Origin of the sequence: Catenulispora acidiphila DSM 44928 (assembly GCF_000024025.1) — a bacterium.
Lineage (GTDB): Bacteria > Actinomycetota > Actinomycetes > Streptomycetales > Catenulisporaceae > Catenulispora > Catenulispora acidiphila.
The window spans coordinates 2649303-2664429 of the sequence record NC_013131.1 but is presented as its reverse complement, the minus strand read 5'-3'; the positions used below and the strand labels follow the sequence as shown (position 1 = coordinate 2664429).

Below are 15127 nucleotides of genomic sequence, written 5' to 3'. Positions count from 1 at the left end.
ACACCCGCCGCGCCCCCGACCAACCGCCAGGTCGCAGGGCCGCTACGACGCCGCCATCCCCCGCAAACCGACCGGCTCCTCATCGTCCATCTCGAACGTGTCCGGAAACGGCGCATGCCCCGCCAACCGGAACCACCGCACCAACCGCTGCCGCCGCAGCACCCACGTGACCCGCACGGCGTCGTTGTAAAAGTGCCGCGACAACTGCACCCGCCGACACGCGGAATCCAGCTCGACCAGCAACGCACCTCCGCCGGGCCGCTCCTTGAGCGCCAGGCTCTCCTTCGGATCCTCGAAGACGTCGCGCAGAACCCGCGTCAGATTGGTCTCGGCGAGGTCGCGACTGTCGGCAGCGGCTTCCCGCGCCGTATGCGCGGCATCGTCAAGCAGAATCGAAGCCGCCGGATCCAACAGCCGCGAGGCAGCCAGGTCCAGCGAGACCGACGCACGCCGCACGAGCTGCGCGTCAAGCGCAGCCCACGCCCCATCACGCCGGGTGTGCAGCCGGTCCAGCCGATTGGCGGTCCAGCTGAGGTAGACGCCGATGAGCAGCACGACCGCTGCGGCGTAGACGAGGACGGACACGGTGGGTCAGCCTAGTGGGCTCGAGCGGGTCTAAGGTGCGCGTCCGGCGATTGCGCCACGGCTACCGGCCGCCGTCCGAAGTGTCCTGAGACGCTTTTCGCTCGCTCATTCCTGCGCGGTGCGCGCTCGGTAGGCGGCGACAGTGGTTCGGCTCGCGCAGGCGTTGCTGCAGAAGCGGCGGGTGCGGTTGCGGGATTGGTCGACGAAGAAGTTGGTGCAGGTGGCGGCGGCGCAGCGGCCTAGGGTCACGGCGGGGTCGCCGGCTGCGATGAGGGCTAGTTTGGCGGCGACGAGTTGGCCCAGCCAGTGGCGGGCGGGGGTGCCGTTGCGGCTGAAGTGGATGTGCCAGGTGCCGGGGCCGTCGTGGTCGGAGAGGTGCATTTCGGGCGGGTAGTCGTGCAGGAGCTGGTGGACGGCTTCGGGCGGGGTGGCGTCGACGAGCTGCGTCAGGGCTGCGGCGACCAGGTGCGGGAGGGTGCCGTAGGCGCCGTCGGGCGGGGGTGTGATCTCGTGCTCGTCGAAGAAGGCTGCGACGAGGTCGCCGTGCTGGTCCAGGGTGCCGGTGTTGGCCAGTTCGACGGCCAGCCGGGTCACGTTGCCAATGTAGTCACCGTATTGCACTTGACCGCCTACATCGTCGATTCCTAGGGTAGGCGCCATGATAGCTGACACCGCCTACATCGCCCGTCGTCTGCAGCAGCTCGGGGACTGGGACGCCGCGCTCGCGGTGCTCGGCCCGGACACCGACCCCGAGCTGCGCGCCGAGATCGCCGTCGAGCGCTGGTTCTTCCGCTGGAGCGGGCACGCCGAGGCCGAGCAGGCCGTCGCAGCGCTCGACCAGTCCACGCCGGCGGCGCATGTACTGCGCGCCCGGCTCGCCTACAGCCGCCTGGTCTTCGACCGCGACCCGCGCCCCGACGACCGCGCCGCCGCCGAGGCCGGCTACCGCGACGCGGTGTGCGACGGCGACGAGCCCATCCGCGGCTGGGCCGAGTTCCACTGGGGATGCCTGCTCGACAACGTCGACGGGGACGCCGACGGCGCCGCCCCGCACTTCGAGACCGCCCTCGAGATCGGGCTGAAGCACCGGGACCCGGCCCTGGAGTCCATCGCCCTGCGCCACCTGTCCGCGCAGAGGGAGCCCGAGGAGCGGATCCGGATGCTGCGCCGGTCGCTGAATCTGCGCGCGGCGCTGGGAGTGCGGCCGTACATCGTCGCGGCGCAGGCCACGCTGGCCTCCGAGCTAGCGGAGGACGACCCCGAGCGCGCCGAGCTGACCGAGCTCTACAGCGCGGCGGCCGAGGAGATGGGCATCGCTTGGCTGCTCGGCGGCGGGACTGGGAAGACCGAGGAGTTCGAGGACTGAGGAGCTAGAGGGCACTCGGGGGCTAAAGAGTTCGAGGACTGAGCAGCGCGAAAGCAGATAATTTCGAGAACTGAGGAGTTCGAGGGCTGATCTCGAGCTCGGATTCAGGACTCCAGCGCCTCGCCCGCGCTCAGCGCCTCGACGCCGCCGGTGCGCGGCACCGACTCGGACTTCGTCGTCACCATCTCGTAGACGGCGAGCAGGTCCGCGGCCACGACCGACCAGTCGTAACGGCGCACGGCCAGCGATGCGGCCTGGGAGAGGCGCTCACGCTCGACGGTGTCGCCGAGGAGCTCGATCGCGTCCTTGGCCAGGGCGTGGGCGTCGCCGACCGGGAAGGTGCGGCCGACGGTGCCGCCCTCGAGGACCAGCTCGAAGGCGTCCAGGTCGCTGGCCAGGACGGGGGCGCCGGCGGACATGGCCTCGACCAGGATGATGCCGAAGCTCTCGCCGCCGAGGTTGGGGGCGACGTAGACGTCCACGCTGGAGAGCAGGCGCGCCTTGTCGGTGTCGGAGAGGCGGCCCAGGAACTCCACCTGGCCGCGGACCGAGTCCGGCAGGAAGGCGGCCGCCTCCTCCATGTCGCCGCCGCCGAGGACCAGCAGGCGGACGCCGGGGCGGGCCGCGGCGATCTCCGGGAACGCCTCCAGGAGCGTGGCCAGGCCCTTGCGGGATTCGTTGATGCGGCCGATGAAGGCCAGCGTGCCGCCCTCGCCGGGCTGCGTCTGCCACTCCGCCTTGGGTTCGGCGCGCTCGTAGAAGCCGACGTCGACACCGTTGGGGATCACCACCGCGTCCCCGCCGAGGTGCTCGACCAGGGTGCGGCGGGCGTATTCGGACACCGCGATACGGGCGCTGATCTTCTCCAGCGTCGGCTGCAGGATCGGGTAGGCGACCGTCATCGCCCGGGAGCGCGGGTTGGCGGTGTGGAAGGTGGCGACGATCGGCCCGGAGCCGGCCCAGCAGGCCAGCATCGACAGGCTCGGGGAGGAGGGCTCGTGGACGTGCAGCACGTCGAAAGCGCCGTCGTGCAGCCAGCGCCGCACCCGCGCGGCGGACAGGAAGCCGAAGTTCACGCGCGCGACCGAGCCGTTGTACGGCACCGGGACCGCGCGCCCGGCGTGCGTGACGTACGCCGGCAGCGTGGCCTCGTCGTCGGCCGGCGCCAGCACCGAGACCTCGTGGCCCAGCCGGATCATGTGCTCGGCCAGGTCCCGGACGTGGTTCTGCACGCCGCCGGGGATGTCCCACGCGTACGGGCAGACCACGCCGATCCTCACGACGCCTCCTGCGGCACGTCGGTCGACTCGGGTGCTTCCGGCGCGGCGGGCATGGCGGGCTCGGCAGGCTTGGCAGTCGCAGTCGCAGTCGCGGCCTCAGCCCCAGCCGCCTCAGCAGGCTTGGCAGCCGCAGCAGCCTTCGGCGCCTTAGCCGGATCCAAATCAGCGAGGAAGAACTTCTGCATCATGTGCCAGTCGGCCGGATGCGCCGCGATCCCCGCGGCGTAGTTGTCGGCGAGCTGCTGGCACATCACGGCGACCTTCTCCGGCCGCTTGCCCTCGGCCGGGACCGGGATCTCAGGACGCACCCTTATGCTCATCCGACCGTACGACGGGTACCACAGCTGCACCGGCAGCAGCGCCGCACCGGTCTGCACCGCGAGCGCCGCCGGACCCGCCGCGATCCGCGTGGCCTCGCCGAACATCGTCACCTGCGCGCCGCTGGCGCTCAGGTCGCGGTCGGCGACCAGCGCGACCGCCTTGCCGGCCCGCAGCCGGCGGGCCAGCGTGCCGAACACCGACGGTCCGCCGTCGTGCGGCAGCACCTCCATGCCCAGGCCGCGCCGGTAGTCCAGGAACTTCTCGCCGACCGACTCCGGCTTGAGGTGCTCGGCGACGGTGGTGAAGCCCTCGCCCATGAAGTTCACCAGCCAGACCCCGGCGTGGTCGTAGTTGCCGGTGTGCCCCAGCGCCATGATCACGCCGCGCCCGGAGCCCAGGGCCTCCTTCAGCCGCCCTATGTCCTCGGCGGGGAAGTCGACGCTGTCCATGATCCGCTCGCGGCTCCAGGTCGGGACCCGGAACTGCTCGCAGTACTGCCGCAGCGCCGAGCGCATCGCCTTGCGCGACACCTCCCGCAGCTGCTTCTCCGACGTGTCCTTGCCGAGCACGCGCAGCAGGTTCTTCTCCAGCTGCCGTACCGCGCCGCCGCGCCGGGCCCACAGCCGGTCGGCGATGAGGTCGAACACCCGGTACGCCGCGCGCTCCGGCAGCAGCTTCACCGCCGTCCAAGCCGCGCCGTAGCCGAAGCTGACGAGCTTCTCGTTGACGCTCTCCGCTTTCATGCAGCCGCCTCCCCCTTGAGCAGTTGCTTGCGAACCAGCAGCACCCGCTGCGCCAGGGTGACCAGGGACCCGATGGCGATCGCCCACAGCGTCACCGCCTGGATGTAGGGCACGCCGAGCCCGGAGAGCCCGGTCGCCACCAGCGAGCCGACCAGCCGCTCGCTGCGCTCGACGTAGCCGACGTTCGCGTCCACGCCGAGCCCTTCGGCCCGGGCCCGCGCGTAGGACACCACCGCGCCCAGCCCCATGATCGCCAGACAGACCCCGAACATCACCGGCTGGTTCCCGCCGCGGCCGAACCACCACGCCAGCCCGCCGAAGACCGCGGCGTCGGCGAGCCGGTCCAGCGTGGAGTCCCAGAAAGCGCCGAACTTGTCCTTGCGCTCCAGCATGCGGGCCATGGTGCCGTCGATGAGGTCGGAGAACACGAACGCGGTGATGACCACGGTCCCGACGAAGAACGAGCCGCGCGGGTAGAAGCACAGCGCGCCGGCCATCACGCCGAGCGTGCCGACCAGCGTCACCGCGTCCGGACTGATCCCGCGACTCAGAAAGAAGCGGGCGATCGGGGTGAAGACGGCGGTGAAGAAGGCACGCGCGTAACGGTTGAGCATGACCGTCCTGAAATCGGGTACGTGGGGTCGGTGGGGCGTCTGTACCGCGGCCAGCCGACCGCGAGGCCATCATAGGGGTCCGACCCCGTCCGCCTACCGGTTCACTGCCGAGACGGCCGCCCGCACCATGGCCGTGAGCACCGAGGTATCCATCCCGACGCCCCAAACCTCCCGACCCTCAACCCGGGCACGGATGTAGCAGACCGCCACGGCGTCGGCGCCTTCGGAGACGGCGTGTTCGGAGTAGACCGCGTTCTCGGTGTAGTCGACGACCTCGAAGCCGATGCCCGCCTTGGCCAGCGCCACCGTCAGCGCGGACAGCGGCCCGTTCCCGATGCCCGCGACCGGGATCACCGTGCCGTCGGCGCGCACGGCTGTCGCCTCGACCCGGTGCCCGCCGCCCTCGATCTCCTGGAACGCCGTATCGGTCAGCTTCCAGGCGCCGTCCTCCCCCGGCACGACATACGTCGTCCGGAACAGCTCCCACAGATCCTGCGGCGTCATCTCGCGGCCGTGCTCGTCGGTCGCGCGCTGCACCACCTTGGAGAATCCCGGCTGGAAGTCGCGCGGCAGGTCGACGCCGTAGTGCGTGCGCAGCAGGTAGGCGATCCCGCCCTTGCCGGACTGGCTGTTGACCCGGATCACGCCCTGGTAGCTGCGCCCGACGTCCGCCGGGTCGATCGGCAGATACGGCACGTCCCACGGCGCCTGGCTCGCCGGCACGCCGAGTTCGGCGGCGCGCGCCGCGTGGTGCGCCATCCCCTTGCTGATGGCGTCCTGGTGCGTGCCGGAGAACGCGGTGTAGACGAGGTCGCCGCCGTAGGGGTGCCGCACGTGGACCGGGATGCGGTTGCACTCCTCGACCACGGCCTTGACCGCGTCGATGTCGGACAGGTCGATCATCGGGTCCACGCCCTGGGCGTGCAGGTTCAGCGCCAGCGTGACCAGGTCGACGTTGCCGGTGCGCTCGCCGTTGCCGAACAGGCAGCCCTCGACGCGCTGCGCCCCGGCCAGCACCGCGAGTTCGGCGCAGGCCACGCCGGTACCGCGGTCGTTGTGCGGGTGCACGGACAAGATGACGTGCTCGCGACGCGCCAGGCTGCGGCTCATGTACTCGATCTGGTCGGCGTAGACGTTCGGCGTCGCGACCTCGACCGTGGCCGGCAGGTTGTGCACGACCGGGCGGTCGGCGCAGGCGTCCCAGATCTCGGTGACGCGGTCGCAGACCTCGATCACGTAGTCGGGCTCGGTCAGGTTGAACACCTCGGGCGAGAACTCGAAGCGCATCCGTCCGGCGCCGGGACCGTGCTTGGTCCCCAGGCGCTGGTCAGCCAGCTTGGCGACCAGTCCGGCGGCGTCCTCGATCAGCGCCAGGACCTCGGCGCGGCTGCCGCGCAGCACCAGGTCGCGCCAGGCCGGCGCGGTCGCGGTGTAGAGGTGGACCAAAACGTTCGGCAGGCCTTCGACGGACTCGAAGGTGCGCTCGATCAGCTCCGGCCGGGCCGGGGTGAAGACGGAGATCGTGACGTCCTCGGGGATGTCGTCGCGGACCGCCAGCGAGCGCACGAAATCAAAGTCGGTCTGGCTCGCCGAGGGATAGGCGACCTCGATCTCCTTGTAACCCATCCGCAGGAAGAGGTCGAACATCTTCGTCTTGCGCGCGGTGTCCATCGGCTCGGCCAGCGCCTGGTTGCCGTCGCGCAGGTCCACCGGAACCCAGAGCGGAGCGGCGGAGAAGCGCTGGTCGGGCCAGGTCCGGTCGGTCAACGGCACCTCGACGCGGTCGAAGACGCTCCGGTAGCGGTGCGAGGGCATCGGGCTGGGCTGCTGCGGATTCCACGGATTCCACGGGGTCAGAGCTCGGGTCGTCATGGCTCGGAACTGTAGCACTCCTCAGACAAGCTGAGCACCTGAGTTGCAGAGCGGCGCCGGAACGGTGGTACAACTGGGGCCGTGAGCCTGCGATCGATCCAGCCCAGCCCGCTCGTGGAGCAGGCCGCCGAGCAGCTGCGCGAGCAGATCACCGGCGGGGCGTGGCCGGTCGGGACCAAGCTGCCCGGCGAGACCACGCTGGCCGCCTCCCTCGGCGTCGGCCGCTCCACGGTCCGCGAGGCGATCCGCGCCCTGGCCGGGGAGGGACTGCTCCAGCCGCGGCAGGGCGCCGGGGTGTTCGTGCTGGCCACCGAGTCCCGGACCGATCTGGCCGACCACCTGCGCAAGGCCTCGCTGGCCGACCTCTACGAGGTCCGGATGATGATCGAGACCCGCGCCGCGCGCCTGGCCGCCGAGCGCCGGACCCCGGCCGACGCCGCCGCGCTGGAGGCCGCCCTGGAGCGCCGGACCCGGGCCGCGCGCCGCTCGGACGAGGAGTTCATCGAGGCCGACATCGCCCTGCACACCGCGGTCGTGGCGGCGGCGGGGAACCCGGTGCTCACCGCGTTGTTCGAGCAGTTCGTCCCGACGCTGCGGGAGACCCTGACCGCGCTGGTCCGCTCCAGCGGGCGCGCCGATGAGAACCTCGGGCACCGCGCGCACGCCGCGCTCGTCGCCGCGGTCGCCGAGGGCAACCCGGACCGCGCCGAGACCGTGGTCGCCGAGGAGATCGCCTCGACCACGCTGCGCCGGATCCCGTGAGCGTCCGGGGAGCGCGCATGCGGACATACCGCGTGAACCACTCGGGCCCCGCCCCCTTGTGGCCTCTCGCATATAGGAGTTGGCTGCAAGGAACAGCCGGGTAACGAAGTATGTACAGCTGGTACAAGCGCTACCCCAGTGTCATGACAAGATCGGCTCCGGCTCGCGGACGAGCCGCCCTGACACAGGAAAAGGAGCACGCTCGATGGCAGACAAATCAGGCGGACAGGGCGGCCACGCCGGGGCCGCCGGCAGGGTGACGACGCCCTCCCGGCCCGAGCAGATCCGGAACGTGGTCCTGGTCGGGCACACCGGTGCCGGCAAGACCACGCTTGTGGAGTCGCTGGCCGCGGCCACCGGGGCGGTGTCCCGGCCCGGCCGGGTCGAGGAGGGCACCACCGTCACCGACTTCGACGAGGTCGAGCAGCGGCAGCAGCGCTCGGTCGCGCTGGCGCTGGCGCCGGTGGAGTACGCGGGGGTCAAGGTCAACCTGCTGGACGCCCCGGGCTACGCCGACTTCGTCGGCGACCTGCGCGCCGGGCTGCGGGCCGCGGACGCCGCGCTGTTCGTCGTGTCGGCCGCCGACGGCGTCGACGGCTCCACGCGCCTGCTGTGGGAGGAGTGCGCGGCGGTCGGGATGCCGCGCGCCGTGGTCGTCACCAAGCTGGACTCGGCGCGCGCCGACTTCGACGACATGGTGCTGATCTGCCAGCGGGTGTTCGGCGACGGCGTGCAGCCGCTGTACCTGCCGCTGCTGGACGACGAGGAGCACGTCGGCGGCGTGATCGGGCTGCTGTCGCAGAAGATCTTCGACTACTCCGACGGCGAGCGCACCGAGCGGGACGCCGAGGAGGCGCACCGCGAGGGCGTGGAGAACGCGCGCAACGCCCTGATCGAGGGGATCATCGCCGAGAGCGAGGACGAGACCCTCATGGACCGCTACCTGGGCGGGGAAGAGCTGGACGTCGAGGTGCTCATCGACGACCTGGAGAAGGCGGTCGCCCGCGGCTCCTTCTACCCCGTCCTGCCGTACTCGGCGATCGCCTCCGGCGTCGTGGCCGCGCCCCCGGCGCTGGGCTCCATCGAGCTGCTGGAGCTGATGACCAAGGCCTTCCCCTCGCCGCTGGAACACGAGGTGCCGCCGGTGACCTCGCCGGAGGGCAAGCCGAAGGGACCGCTGGCCTGCGATCCGGAGGGACCGCTGGTCGCCGAGGTGGTCAAGACCTCCACCGACCCCTACGTCGGGCGGATCAGCCTGGTGCGGGTGTTCTCCGGCACGCTGCGCCCCGACGTCCCGGTCCACGTCTCCGGGCACGGCCAGGAGGCGCGCGGGCACGCCGACCACGACATCGACGAGCGCGTCGGCGCGCTGTCCAGCCCGCTGGGCAAGCAGCAGCGCGGGATCGACGCCGGGATCGCCGGGGACATCGTCGCGGTCGCCAAGCTGCTGCACGCCGAGAGCGGCGACACGCTGTCCGGCAAGGACGACCCGATGCTGATCGAGCAGTGGCTGATGCCCGACCCGCTGCTGCCGATCGCGATCCGCGCGCACGCCAAGAGCGACGAGGACAAGCTCTCCCAGTCACTGTCCCGGCTGGTCGCCGAGGACGCCACGCTGCGGCTGGAGATGAACCCCGAGACCCGGCAGCTGGTGCTGTGGTGCATGGGCGAGGCGCACATGGACCTGGTCCTGGACCGGCTGAAGAACAAGTTCGGGGTGGCGGTGGACACCGTGTCGCACCGGATCTCGCTGCGCGAGACCTTCGGCGGCGCGGCGAAGGGCCACGGCCGGCACGTCAAGCAGTCCGGCGGCCACGGCCAGTACGCCATCTGCGACATCGAGGTCACCCCGCTCCCCTCCGGCAGCGGCTTCGAGTTCGTGGACAAGGTGGTCGGCGGCGCGGTCCCCCGCAACTTCATCCCCTCGGTGGAGAAGGGCGTCCGGGCGCAGATGGAGCGCGGCGTCGCCGCCGGGTACCCGGTGATCGACCTGCGCGTGACGCTGTACGACGGCAAGGCGCACTCGGTGGACTCCAGCGACATGGCCTTCCAGACCGCCGGCGCGCTGGCCCTGAAGGACGCCGCGGCCAAGACCAGCATCCTGCTGCTGGAACCGGTCGACAGCCTGGAGATCCAGGTCGCCGACGAGTACGTGGGCGCGATCATGGGCGACCTGTCCTCGCGGCGCGGCCGGGTCTCCGGCTCCGAGCCCGGCGACAACGGCCGCACGGTGATCCGCGCCGACGCCCCCGAGGTCGAGATCGGGCGCTACGCGATCGAGCTGCGCTCGCTGTCGCACGGGACGGGGACGTTCACCCGGAACTACCTGGCGCACGAGCCGATGCCGCCGCAGCTGGCGACGAAGGTGAAGGCGGAGGTCGAGCACGAGGACTGAGGCTTGCGTGTCCGCTGTCCAGCGTTGTCCGGCGGATGTGCGGCGATGTCGGCCAAGGGTGGTGATCCGGCTCCGGATCACCACCCTTCGCGTTGCGTGTTGCGTGCGAAGGTTCGCCGCTTGAGCGTTGTGTACATCAATGTTCATTGTCAGTAGGCTCACATGCCGGGATGCACTGACGGGTGTGAGGGGTGGAACGTGGCGCGCAAATCCTCGGCGAGTCAGCCGACGATGCAACTGAACGTGGTGGAACCTCAGCCGCAGCCTCAGCCGGCGCGAACGGGACGGTCGAAGAAGGTGCGGCTGATCGTCGCGCTGGTGGTCCTGGTCCTGATCACCGGCGGCGGCGTGGCCTGGGCGCTGTGGCCCAAGAGCAAGGCGGCGCCCGCGGCTGCCAGTCCGCTGCACGTCGTGCCCGGCACCGTGCAGGCCGCGGTGCTCACCCCGGACGAGGTCAGCAAGACGGTCGGGACCACCGTGATCGCCGGTCCCGTGGTCAACCAGCCGCCGGCGGCGCTGAAGGCCGATCCCTCGTCGTGCGCGGTGGCCGTGGGTCCGGCGACGGCGTCCGGCTACACGAAGGGCTGGACGGTCTTCCTGTCCACGACTTATGAGGACTCCGCGGGAGCCGGCGACTACACCGTGACCCAGACCGTCGGCGTCTACGGCAGCGCCGATCAGGCCTCGAGCATGTTCGGCAAGCTCACCGACGGCGTGAAGAACTGCCCGTCGGCGACGCGCACCGATCCGAAGCAGAGCCCGGTGAAGTGGAAATACACCGTCGGCAAGACCACCGCGGACACCCTGGCCTGGAGCGCGGCCCAGGACGCCGGCGGCGGCTGGGCTTGCTACCGGCAGGCCGAGCTCAAGGGCAAGGACGTGGTGCAGGTCGCGATCTGCGAGAGCGGGGACGGGAAGGCGGCGGCCGGCAAGGTCGCCGACCAGTTCGCGGCCCGGGTGAGCGGGTAGCCGTGGCGACCTTCGCGATCGGCGGCCGGCTGCGCCGCTCCGTAGCGGCGGTGGCGACCGCCGCACTGGGCCTCGCGGCGTTCGTCGCACCGACCACAGCGCAGGCACAGGCCGCCGCCGGACCGGGGAGCGCGGCTCAGCATCCTGCCTCAGCCCTCGGCAGGTCGGGCTTCGCCATGGCCGACCCCGCGCCGCCGCCCGCGCTGCCGGCGCCTCTGGACTCCTCGGGTCCGGCGCAGGTCCAGGCGCTGGAGCAGCAGTACCAGACCGACGCCCAGAACGACCAGCAGAAGTACGACCAGCTCGCCGCCGAGAAGGGCACGCTGGAGCAGCGCGCCGGGGACGTGCAGAACCGCGAGAGCTCGCTGGAGACGCAGGCCACGAACCTGGAGGACCAGAGCAACGCGCTCAACAGCCAAGCGGAGACCCTCAACAGCGAGATCGACGCGCACAACGCCGAACCGCACACCTTCGAGCTCCCGGACGAAGAGGCGGAGTACGCGGCCTACAACGAGGAGAAGGCCAACCTCGACGAGCAGAAAGCGAACCTGCAGAACCAGATCGACGCGCTGACCGCGCAAAGCAAAAAGCTGCAGAGCGACCAGGCGCAGGCCGACGCCGACCAGACGCAGCTCGAGACGGACGTCCAGACCCACAACGACGCCGTCTCGGCGCTGGAGGGCGACGTCGGGAAGCTCGAAGCCGAACGCCAGCAGATCCTCACCCAGATCGACAGCCTGCTGCAGGACTACGCCGGCGCCGAGCCGGGCGGCGAGGGCGCCCCGCTCGCCGCCGAGGGCGGCGACGAATCCGAACCGGCGGCCGCCGCCGCACCCTCCCCGGGAGCCCGGGCCCTGCCCAGCGGAGGCGGCGACCAGTCCGCACCGCCGCGCAGCACCTACGCACCGGTCCAGAACGCACCGTCCGGCTCGGGATCGGGCCAGGCCCAGGCTCAGGCCGCGCCGGCGCCCGCCCCGACCCAGACCCCGGTGACCGTGACGCTCGCGCCGTCCACGGTGTCCGGCCTGCCCGCGAGCGAAGCCGAGAACCTGCAGCCCAGCGAGACCTTCGACGGGCTGATCCCCGAGGCGAACGGCGACTACGCCGCCGAGGAGATCCAGCCGCCCGCGGGCGAGTCCGTACCGCCGGCGCAGAAGGCGTTCGACAACGTCGTCAACAAGGGCGGCAAGGCCTCCACCCGGATCGGCGGCCGACCGGCGACCATCGACAAGATCGTGCCGGAGGCCGCCGCCCCGGCCGAGAACCAGGGCGGGGACACACCGCGCCCGGCGAAGGCGGCGGCGCCACCGGCGCGGTCGAGCTGGGTCCCGGCCGTGAACCAGCCCAACCCGGCGAACGGTCCGCCGGTCAGCATCGACGCGCTGAAGTCGCTGCTGGACCAGCAGGGCCTGGGATCGGACGCGGACCAGTTCGACCTCGAATACTCGCCGACCGTCCTGGGCCAGGACGGCGAACCCGCCTACGCGGTCGCGCCGACGGACGCGGCGGGGAACCCCGAACTCGGCGCCGAGGGCAAGCCGATCCTCCGGTTCTCCAACCTCGGCCTGCAGAACCCCGAAGTGGCGCAGGACGCCTTCGAGAACGAGGGTCTGGACGTCGAGCCGGCCCAGGACGACTCCCCGTGTCCGCACAGCTTCTCCGGTGCCACCAGGGTCCTGATGGCCGACGGGTCCACGAAGGCGATCGCGGAGGTCGGGGTCGGCGACCTGGTCGAGAACGCCGAGCCGGGCGGCCGCGCCGAGGTCCACCGGGTGGACCAGGTCCACACGACCACCACGGACGCCGCCTTCGTCGACGTGGTCGTGGCCTCGGCCGCACCGGGCGGCGGCGGAACGCTCACCGGCACCGCGAACCACCCCTACTACGACGCCACCGCCGGCGGGTTCGTCGACGCCGGAGCACTGCGCGCCGGCGACCGGCTCCAGAGCGCCGGCGGCGGGCAGGCGACGGTCAGCGGGGTCCACGCGCGGTTCGGCCCGCTCGTCACCTACGACCTGACGATCGACGGACTGCACACGTACTTCGTCGTCGCCGGCAGTGCACCAGTCCTCGTTCACAACTGTGACGGGGACCTGCTGGACATCGCCAAGGACTCCGCGACCCGCGCGAGCGGCTATCAGAAGCTCGCCGGCAGCGACTGGGAGGTCAAGAACAAGACCACCTCGGTGATCCGGGCGAGGTTCCCCAGCGGAGACCCGAAGAATCCCTGGGTCTACAAAAACGTCGTGTCGAGCAGCGGCTCCGGCTTGTCGCCCGCGCAGATCAGCGCCATCGAAGCCAACGGCGATGTCGCGGTCACGGATAACCTGGAAGGCTTCACCCACGCCGAGTACAATGGCCTGCGATATATCGACAGCATGGGCGGCCAACCGATAGCGGGCGGCGCGTCCAGAAGCGTGTGCACCACCATCTGCGGCCCATTCATCAGAGGGACCGACGGCAACATATCCGGCCCGGTCTATCAGCTTGAGCACGGAACAAAGATAAGGACGTTCTATTGGCCGGGATCGACGCCGGGGTAGAAGCGTTTCTCTCCACGGCCGGCAAGGCGCAGGCAGCACTCTTGGGTGCTGCCTGCCTGGAGCGGGCAAGCGGCATCCTGTTCTGGGTCGTCTCCCGGGACGGCCGTGCCGAAGATCTCAAGGTCTATGACAATGCCCTGGAATTCATCTGGGCCGCGCCCCTCACTCCAGACCTCACGCCCCCTTCGACATCCGCAGATATCGAGGGTTTACAGGAACTCGTGGTCGGAGACGAGGCGACGATGGCCGCGGCGTTCGCCTTCCAGCCCGCCATCGCGATGCGGGCGATGCTGATGTTCCACGAGAGCGCCGACATCTCCGCCGTGCGGGATTGCCTGCTCACATGTGCAAACCAGGCTTATTTTCTGGGAAGACGGACCGGCTCGGACACGCTGGGCGCGGAGGAAGCGGCCTTGGCGCGCGACGTCTCCGAGCTGTCGCGGGCGCAGTCCGTCACGCACGTCGGCGCACGCCTGAGGGCCGACGCACGAGCCGTGGCCCGTGATCGGCTCGATGCCGCTGTCGACCGCTACGGAAGCTGAGACCCGGGCCCCGCTGGATCTCGTCCAACGGAGCCCGCCCTCACGTCGCTGGCTCTGGGCCGCCCGTCACTGGCAGCCCCAGATGAAGCGTCCGTCGTAGGTCAGCCCGAGACACCGCTGCGCGCCGCCGGCGGCAGCGCGCAGGCAGCGGTGCCGCCAGGCATCCGCTGCCGGTTGTTCGCGATCAAGCGGTACCCGGCCGCCGCGATCCAGCGGATCGGCGGGGTGCGCAGGGCCCACCCGGCCGCGGCGTAGATGCCGCCCGCTGAAACCAAAAGGCGCGCAATAGCCTGCGCGCCTCCGTAGATCCGGCCTGTCGGGTCCACCCACAAGACCTCATGTGTGGCCCGCTCCTCGGTTGTGCCGTACAACTCGAGATTTGTGAACTGGTAAGCCGTCACCTCCGCGTCGATGGGGAGGCGCTTGAAGACGTTGACCGAGCGCGTGCAGAATGCACAGTCTCCGTCGAAGATCAGAACCGGCTTGGGGAAGCTGCCCTCGTTCATACCCTTCAGTCTACGGGCCACTCGTCCGCCAACAGCTTGCGGGTTTCCCCCAGCAGCTGCGGCAGGACCTTCGTGTGGCCGACGACCGGCATGAAATTGGTGTCCCCGCCCCAGCGCGGGACCACGTGCTGGTGCAGGTGTGCGGCGATGCCCGCACCTGCGACGTCGCCCTGGTTCATGCCGATGTTGAAGCCCTGGGCGCCGGAGGCGGCGCGGACCGCCCGCATCGCGCGCTTGGTGAAGTCGGCGAGCTCGGCGGTCTCCGGGACGGTCAGGTCCGTGTAGTCCGCGACGTGGCGGTAGGGGACCACCATCAGGTGGCCGCCGTTGTAGGGGTACAGGTTCAGCACCGCGTAGACCAGCTCCCCGCGCGCGACGACCAGCCCGTCCTCGTCGCTCAGCGACGGGATGCGGCAGAACGGGTCCTCCCCCGCCTCCGGACCGGTGGGCTTGTTCTCGCCTTTGATGTACGCCATGCGGTGCGGCGTCCACAGCCGCCGGAAGCCATCGGGCTCCCCCGCCCCGTCCTGCGCCTCAAGGCCGGCCGCCTGGTTCGGGTCGTCGGGCGAATCGGGCATGGTCATGCAACGAAGCTTAGGCGGTGCGGCTTTCGGGACGGAATACCGGCC

At 70.7% G+C, this 15127-nt stretch carries 14 protein-coding genes; 6 read left to right on the top strand and 8 right to left on the bottom strand.

Translation table 11 applies throughout. The features are described 5' to 3' along the window. Window positions 1–42 precede the first annotated feature (42 nt). Both CACI_RS11695 and CACI_RS11690 read right to left on the bottom strand, forming a co-directional pair. Complete coding sequence (locus CACI_RS11695) at window positions 43–585, bottom strand: LemA family protein (protein ID WP_012786559.1); 543 nt, start codon at window positions 583–585, stop codon at window positions 43–45. 105 nt (window positions 586–690) lie between these two features. Then, on the bottom strand, window positions 691–1179 hold the full coding sequence (locus CACI_RS11690; protein ID WP_223297517.1) for a CGNR zinc finger domain-containing protein: 489 nt from the start codon (window positions 1177–1179) through the stop codon (window positions 691–693). A 64-nt stretch (window positions 1180–1243) separates the two neighbouring features. On the opposite strand from CACI_RS11690, the gene CACI_RS11685 reads away from it, so the two are divergent. Beyond that, complete coding sequence (locus CACI_RS11685; RefSeq protein WP_012786557.1) at window positions 1244–1951, top strand: hypothetical protein; 708 nt, start codon at window positions 1244–1246, stop codon at window positions 1949–1951. Between the two features lie 104 nt (window positions 1952–2055). Here CACI_RS11685 and CACI_RS11680 read toward each other — a convergent pair whose 3' ends face one another. From CACI_RS11680 to leuA, 4 genes are all read right to left on the bottom strand, one after another. After that, a complete protein-coding gene (locus CACI_RS11680; RefSeq protein WP_012786556.1) occupies window positions 2056–3231 on the bottom strand; it encodes a glycosyltransferase family 4 protein in 1176 nt (391 codons plus the stop codon). Next, a complete protein-coding gene (locus CACI_RS11675; protein ID WP_012786555.1) occupies window positions 3228–4295 on the bottom strand; it encodes a phosphatidylinositol mannoside acyltransferase in 1068 nt (355 codons plus the stop codon). The genes CACI_RS11680 and CACI_RS11675 overlap by 4 nt, the downstream gene beginning before the upstream one ends. Then, entirely contained in the window at window positions 4292–4909 is a 618-nt protein-coding gene (gene pgsA / locus CACI_RS11670) for a phosphatidylinositol phosphate synthase (protein WP_012786554.1), read from the bottom strand. The genes CACI_RS11675 and pgsA overlap by 4 nt, the downstream gene beginning before the upstream one ends. Window positions 4910–5002: 93 nt before the next feature. Further along, window positions 5003–6724 (bottom strand): 2-isopropylmalate synthase, encoded by a 1722-nt coding sequence (gene leuA, locus CACI_RS11665; protein WP_012786553.1) that lies wholly within the window; start codon window positions 6722–6724, stop codon window positions 5003–5005. Between the two features lie 138 nt (window positions 6725–6862). Here leuA and CACI_RS11660 point away from each other — a divergent pair, with 138 nt between their 5' ends. From CACI_RS11660 to CACI_RS11640, 5 genes are all read left to right on the top strand, one after another. Next, entirely contained in the window at window positions 6863–7543 is a 681-nt protein-coding gene (locus tag CACI_RS11660; RefSeq protein ID WP_012786552.1) for a FadR/GntR family transcriptional regulator, read from the top strand. Window positions 7544–7748: 205 nt separating this feature from the next. Further along, complete coding sequence (locus tag CACI_RS11655) at window positions 7749–9938, top strand: elongation factor G-like protein EF-G2 (protein ID WP_012786551.1); 2190 nt, start codon at window positions 7749–7751, stop codon at window positions 9936–9938. Between the two features lie 198 nt (window positions 9939–10136). Beyond that, window positions 10137–10907, top strand: coding sequence for a sensor domain-containing protein (locus tag CACI_RS11650; RefSeq protein WP_190276747.1), 771 nt, complete (start codon window positions 10137–10139; stop codon window positions 10905–10907). Between the two features lie 2 nt (window positions 10908–10909). Continuing rightward, on the top strand, window positions 10910–13450 hold the full coding sequence (locus tag CACI_RS45420) for a polymorphic toxin-type HINT domain-containing protein (RefSeq protein ID WP_012786549.1): 2541 nt from the start codon (window positions 10910–10912) through the stop codon (window positions 13448–13450). After that, window positions 13426–13992 carry a hypothetical protein gene (locus CACI_RS11640; RefSeq protein ID WP_012786548.1) on the top strand — a complete coding sequence of 189 codons (567 nt, stop codon included), beginning with the start codon at window positions 13426–13428 and terminating at the stop codon, window positions 13990–13992. The genes CACI_RS45420 and CACI_RS11640 overlap by 25 nt, the downstream gene beginning before the upstream one ends. A gap of 101 nt (window positions 13993–14093) precedes the next feature. Here CACI_RS11640 and CACI_RS11635 read toward each other — a convergent pair whose 3' ends face one another. Together CACI_RS11635 and CACI_RS11630 are read right to left on the bottom strand one after the other, a co-directional pair. Continuing rightward, window positions 14094–14498: a thiol-disulfide oxidoreductase DCC family protein gene (locus CACI_RS11635; protein WP_012786547.1), complete on the bottom strand. Its 405-nt coding sequence runs from the start codon at window positions 14496–14498 to the stop codon at window positions 14094–14096. 5 nt (window positions 14499–14503) lie between these two features. After that, complete coding sequence (locus CACI_RS11630) at window positions 14504–15082, bottom strand: HIT family protein (RefSeq protein ID WP_012786546.1); 579 nt, start codon at window positions 15080–15082, stop codon at window positions 14504–14506. Window positions 15083–15127: the final 45 nt, after the last annotated feature.